At 66.8% G+C, this 4,919-nt stretch carries 6 protein-coding genes; 4 read left to right on the top strand and 2 right to left on the bottom strand.

The features are described 5' to 3' along the window. The 4 genes from QZW52_RS18490 to QZW52_RS18505 all read left to right on the top strand — a co-directional run. The coding region (locus QZW52_RS18490; RefSeq protein ID WP_294001467.1) for a substrate-binding domain-containing protein at positions 1–662 on the top strand (662 nt) is incomplete at its 5' end. Positions 663–769: 107 nt separating this feature from the next. Continuing rightward, a complete protein-coding gene (locus tag QZW52_RS18495) occupies positions 770–1,729 on the top strand; it encodes an ABC transporter permease (RefSeq protein ID WP_294001469.1) in 960 nt (319 codons plus the stop codon). A 1-nt stretch (position 1,730) separates the two neighbouring features. Then, entirely contained in the window at positions 1,731–2,522 is a 792-nt protein-coding gene (locus QZW52_RS18500) for an ATP-binding cassette domain-containing protein (RefSeq protein WP_294001472.1), read from the top strand. A gap of 52 nt (positions 2,523–2,574) precedes the next feature. After that, positions 2,575–3,045, top strand: a complete 471-nt coding sequence (locus QZW52_RS18505; protein WP_294001474.1) for an RbsD/FucU family protein — start codon at positions 2,575–2,577, stop codon at positions 3,043–3,045. Between the two features lie 80 nt (positions 3,046–3,125). Here the strand turns inward: QZW52_RS18505 and QZW52_RS18510 are convergent, their stop codons facing one another. Together QZW52_RS18510 and QZW52_RS18515 are read right to left on the bottom strand one after the other, a co-directional pair. After that, positions 3,126–3,371, bottom strand: a complete 246-nt coding sequence (locus QZW52_RS18510; protein WP_294001477.1) for a GlsB/YeaQ/YmgE family stress response membrane protein — start codon at positions 3,369–3,371, stop codon at positions 3,126–3,128. Positions 3,372–3,458: 87 nt separating this feature from the next. Next, positions 3,459–4,919: DUF3418 domain-containing protein (locus tag QZW52_RS18515; RefSeq protein ID WP_294001479.1), on the bottom strand; the 1,461-nt coding region annotated here is incomplete at its 5' end.

The following is a 4,919-nucleotide window of genomic DNA, read 5'->3' on the forward strand; positions in this document are numbered from 1 at the left end:
TCATCGCCCTGGACAGCCCGGTGCCGGAAGCGGACGCCCTGTTCGCCACCAACAACTACAAGGCCGGCGAGCTGATCGGCGCCTACGCCAAGGCCATGCTGGGCGGCAAGAAGCCCGTCATCGCCACGATGGACCTGTTCCCCGGCCACCCGGTCGGTGCGCAGCGCCACAACGGCTTCCTGGCCGGCTACGGCCTGAAGACCCTGCCGACCGAGAGCAACGAGCTGGCCCAGCCGGCGGAAGTGGTCTGCATGGCCGACTCCTTCGGCGACGCCGCCAAGGGCCAGACCGGCATGGAAAACTGCCTGCAGAAGAACGGCGACATCAACGTCGTGTACGCCATCAACGAACCCGCTGCTGCCGGTGCCTACAAGGCGCTGAAGGCCGCTGGCAAGGAAAAGGGCGTTGTCATCCTGGGCGTGGACGGCATGTGCTCCAACGGCGTGGGCAACGTCGAAAAGGGCGTGATCGCCGCGACCTCGATGCAGTACCCGCTGAAGATGGCCGCGCTGGGCGTGGCCGCGGGTGTCAAGTACGCCAAGGACGGCAAGCGCCAGTCGGGCTACACCGACACCGGCGTGGACCTGGTCGCCTCGAAGGCCGCCGCTGGCGTCAAGAGCATCGACACCAAGAAGGCCCGTGGTCAGTGCTGGGGTGACTGATCTGGCGTGAGCCGGATCCCCTAGGATCTTTGATCGACCGGAAGCCCCGTCACCACGGGGCTTTCCTTTCTTGACGCACGCCACCAGCGAGCCAACGAGCCAACCCCATGAATTCGCTCAAAGCCAAGCTTCCCCCGATCGGGACACTCGGCCCAGCCATCGCCCTGATCCTGGCCTGTGTCTTCTTCTCGTTCCAGCATGAACGCTTTCTCACGCTGCAGAATTTCTCGCTGATCCTGCAGCAGGTCATGGTGGTCGGCACGATCGCCATCGGCCAGACCCTGATCATCCTCACCGCCGGCATCGACCTGTCCTGCGGCATGGTCATGGCGCTCGGCTCCATCGTGATGACCAAGGTGGCCGCCGACTACGGCCTGAACGCCCCCCTGGCCATCCTCTGCGGCGTCGCGGTGACGACCCTGTTCGGCCTCATCAACGGCCTGCTCGTCACCCGCATCAAGCTGCCGCCCTTCATCGTCACGCTGGGCACGCTGAACATCGCCTTCGCCGTCACGCAGCTCTACTCGCACGCCCAGACGATCACCAACATCCCCGACGGCATGAACCTGCTGGGCGAGACCTTCGGGCTGGGTGGCGCCCGTGTCGCTTACGGAACGGTGCTGATGCTCGCGCTGTACATCGCGACCTGGCTCTGGCTGCGCGAAACCGCCCCCGGCCGCCACGTCTACGCGGTGGGCAACAACCCCGAAGCCACGCGCCTGACCGGCATCCCGACCGACCGCGTGCTGCTGACCGTCTACGCACTGGCCGGCACGTTCTACGGCGTCGCCTCGATGCTCGCCGTGGCCCGGACGGGCGCGGGCGATCCGAATGCCGGCCAGACCGAGAACCTCGACGCCATCACGGCGGTCGTGCTCGGCGGCACCAGCCTGTTCGGTGGCCGCGGCATCCTGCTGGGTTCCCTGGTGGGCGCCATGATCGTCGGCGTGTTCCGCAACGGTCTGACGCTGATGGGCGTGTCGTCGGTCTACCAGATTCTGGTGACTGGCATCCTGGTGATCCTGGCCGTGGCCACGGATCAGATGTCGCGCAAGGGGAGCCGCTGAGATGAGCGCACAACCGCAAATCGTGATGCAGGCCAAGGGCCTGGTCAAACGCTACGGCCAGGTCACCGCCATCGACGGCGCGGACTTCGAGCTGCGCGCCGGTGAAATCCTGGCGGTGATCGGCGACAACGGCGCGGGCAAGTCCTCGCTGATCAAGTGCCTGTCGGGCGCGACGATTCCCGACGAAGGCGAGATCTGGCTGGACGGCAACCCCATCCACTTCAAGAGCCCGATCGACGCCCGCCGCGTCGGCATCGAGACGGTCTACCAGGACCTCGCCGTGGCCCCGGCCATGACGATCGCTGAAAACCTTTTCCTCGGTCGCGAGATTCTTCGCCCCGGTTTTGCCGGCAGCGTGCTGCGCATGATCGACAAGAAGAAGATGCTCGAACAAAGCATTGCGCGCATGAACGACCTGAAGGTCGGCATCCGCTCGATGACGCAGGCGGTGGAGACGCTTTCGGGTGGTCAGCGCCAGTGCGTGGCGGTGGCGCGGGCGGCGGCGTTTGCCGAGCACGTCGTGATCCTGGACGAGCCGACCGCGGCGCTGGGGGTCAAGGAAGGCAACATGGTGCTGGAGCTGATCCGCCGGGTGCGCGACAAGGGCCTGCCGGTGATCCTGATCAGCCACAACATGCCGCACGTCTTCGAGATCGCCGACCGCATCCACGTCGCCCGGCTGGGCAAGCGGGCCGCGGTGCTGAACCCGAAGAAGATCAGCATGAGCGACACCGTGGCGGTGATGACGGGCGCGATGCCGGCCGACCAGATCCCCAAGGAATGCCTGGCCTGAGCCTGGCCCCGGCCCGACTGAACGCAGACGACCAACCACCACAGGAGACCACATGCTCAAGGGGATCGACCCTCTGCTGACACCGCAACTGCTGCAGGTGCTCGCGGAGATGGGGCACGGCGACGAGATCATCGTGGCCGACGCCAACTTCACCGCGGCCAGCCTCAGCGTTGGTCCGGATGGACGGCGCAAGCCCATCATCCACCTGCCCGGCGCCGGCATCCAGCGCACGGCGCAAGCCCTGCTCAGCCTGCTGCCGCTGGACGCGGCGGTGACGCAGCCGATCGCCTACATGAAGGTCTGCGACACGCCGGACGGCTACCGCAGCCGGCTGCAGCGCGAGGTGATCGACCTGATCGAGACGGGTGGACATGCCCGCGCCGACCAGTGCGAGGCGGTCGAACGGTTCGCGTTCTACGACCGGGTCCACAAGGCGTTTGCCATCGTGCTGACCAGCGATCTGCAGCCTTACGGCAACTTCCTGTTCAAGAAGGGTGTCATCGGCGAGGCCCTGGACGCCTGACCGTTCGAGCTGGCCAACATGGCCCGCCAGAAAGTAAAAGGCCGGCGCGATGCCGGCCTTTTTTCATGGCTGCACGGGCTTCAGGCGCCCTTGAGCATCCCGACCACGAACAGCAGCACCGCCGCGCCCACCACCGCCGCGATGTAACTCGCCGGTTGCCCCTGGGCGTACCACCCGAGCGCCTGGCCCGCATAGCCCGCGACGAACGAGCCGGCGATGCCCAGCACCGTCGTCAGGATGAAACCCAGCGACTGCGTGCCGGGGATGATCCACCGCGCCACGAGGCCAATCAGGAAGCCCACGATCACGATCCAAACAAAGCCCATGTCCCGTCTCCTCAGAAGGTACCGCCACCGTGGCGGTACCGCACTGTAGGAGAAAAATGTGAACTTTGTCACCCAGACAGACCCAGGTCACTGATTCAATTGGGCCCACACCTTGTCCAGCCGCTTGACGCTGACGGGCTGCGGCGTTCTGAGTTCCTGCGCGAAGAGGCTCACGCGCAGCTCCTCCAGCAGCCAGCGGTACTCGGTCAGGCGGCTGTCGTCGGTGCCTTTGAGATCGGCGAGGCGGCGGGTGTAGCGGGTTTCCAGCGGGCGGAGTTCGGTCAGGCGCTGCGCATCGCGGGCGGGGTCGGCGCGCCACTTGTCCAGCCGCAGCACGATGGCCTTGAGGTAGCGCGGCAGGTGGTGGAGCTGTGACCAGTGCGTCTGCGCGATGAAGCGTTTGGGCACGAGGCGCTGGAGCTGGCCGGTGATGTCGTCGGCCGCATCCTTGGGGACACGGGTGTCCTTGAGCTTGCGCAGCGCGGCGGCGTAGTCGATCAGGATGGTGCCGGCCGTGCGTGCGACTTCCTGCGCGATCAGGTTCAGGCGCGGGCGGCCTTCGTCGAGACGCTGCTGGAAAGCGCGGGAATCGGTCGGCAGCGGATCGGCCAGGAAGGCCCGCGTCAGCGCCACGTCAATGATCTGGTCGCGCAGTTCCTCCTGCGTGCCCAGCGGCATGTAGGCCACCGACATCTTCTGCAGGTCGGGGATGTTCTTCTCCAGGTACTTCAGCGGCTCCTTGAGGTTCAGCGCCACCAGCCGGCGCAGGCCCGCGTGGTGTTTCGCGGCCGCCGCGTCCGGTTCGTCGAACACCTCGATCTCGACGTGCGTCGTGCGGTCGATCAGCGCCGGGAAACCGATCAGCGTCTGGCCGGCCTTGCGGATCTCCATGAGTTCCGGGAGTTCGCCGAAGGTCCAGGTGGTGTGCTTGGCCACGGGGGTTCCCCCTCCCCGGCCCTCCCCCGCTGGGGGAGGGAGAGAAGACGGGGACAGCGAGGTCCGCGAGCCTTGCGCAGCCCCGGTCTTGCCCCCTCCCCCAGCGGGGGAGGGTTGGGGTGGGGGTTCCCCCCGCGCAGCCACCTTCAACCCCGCCAGCGCCTGAAACGCCGTCCGCGCCTGCCCCCCCAGCTCCGCCTTCAAGGCCGCCAGATTCCGCCCCATCCCCAACTGCCGCCCATGCTCATCGACGACGCGGAAGTTCATGAACAGGTGCGCCGCCACCATCTCCAGCTTGAAATCGTTGCGCTGCACGGCGATCTGGCTGCGCTCGCGCACCGCCTTGAGCAGCACATCGACCAGCGGCCCCTGCGCAAACGGGTTCAGCTCGACGAACTCGGCGACGTAATCCGGCAGCGGCACCAGCCGCGAACGCGGGCGCTGGTGCAGGCTCTTGACCAGCGCCAGCACCTTCGCCTCCAGCATCCCCGGCACCAGCCACTCGCAGCGTTCTTCGCTCACCTGGTTCAGCGCGTAGATCGGCACCGTCACCGTCACGCCGTCCTTGGCGTCGCCGGGGCTGTGCAGGTACTCGGCCGTGCAGTCGATGCC

This window comes from Sphaerotilus sp., assembly GCF_013299175.1.
Taxonomy (GTDB): Bacteria; Pseudomonadota; Gammaproteobacteria; order Burkholderiales; family Burkholderiaceae_C; genus Sphaerotilus.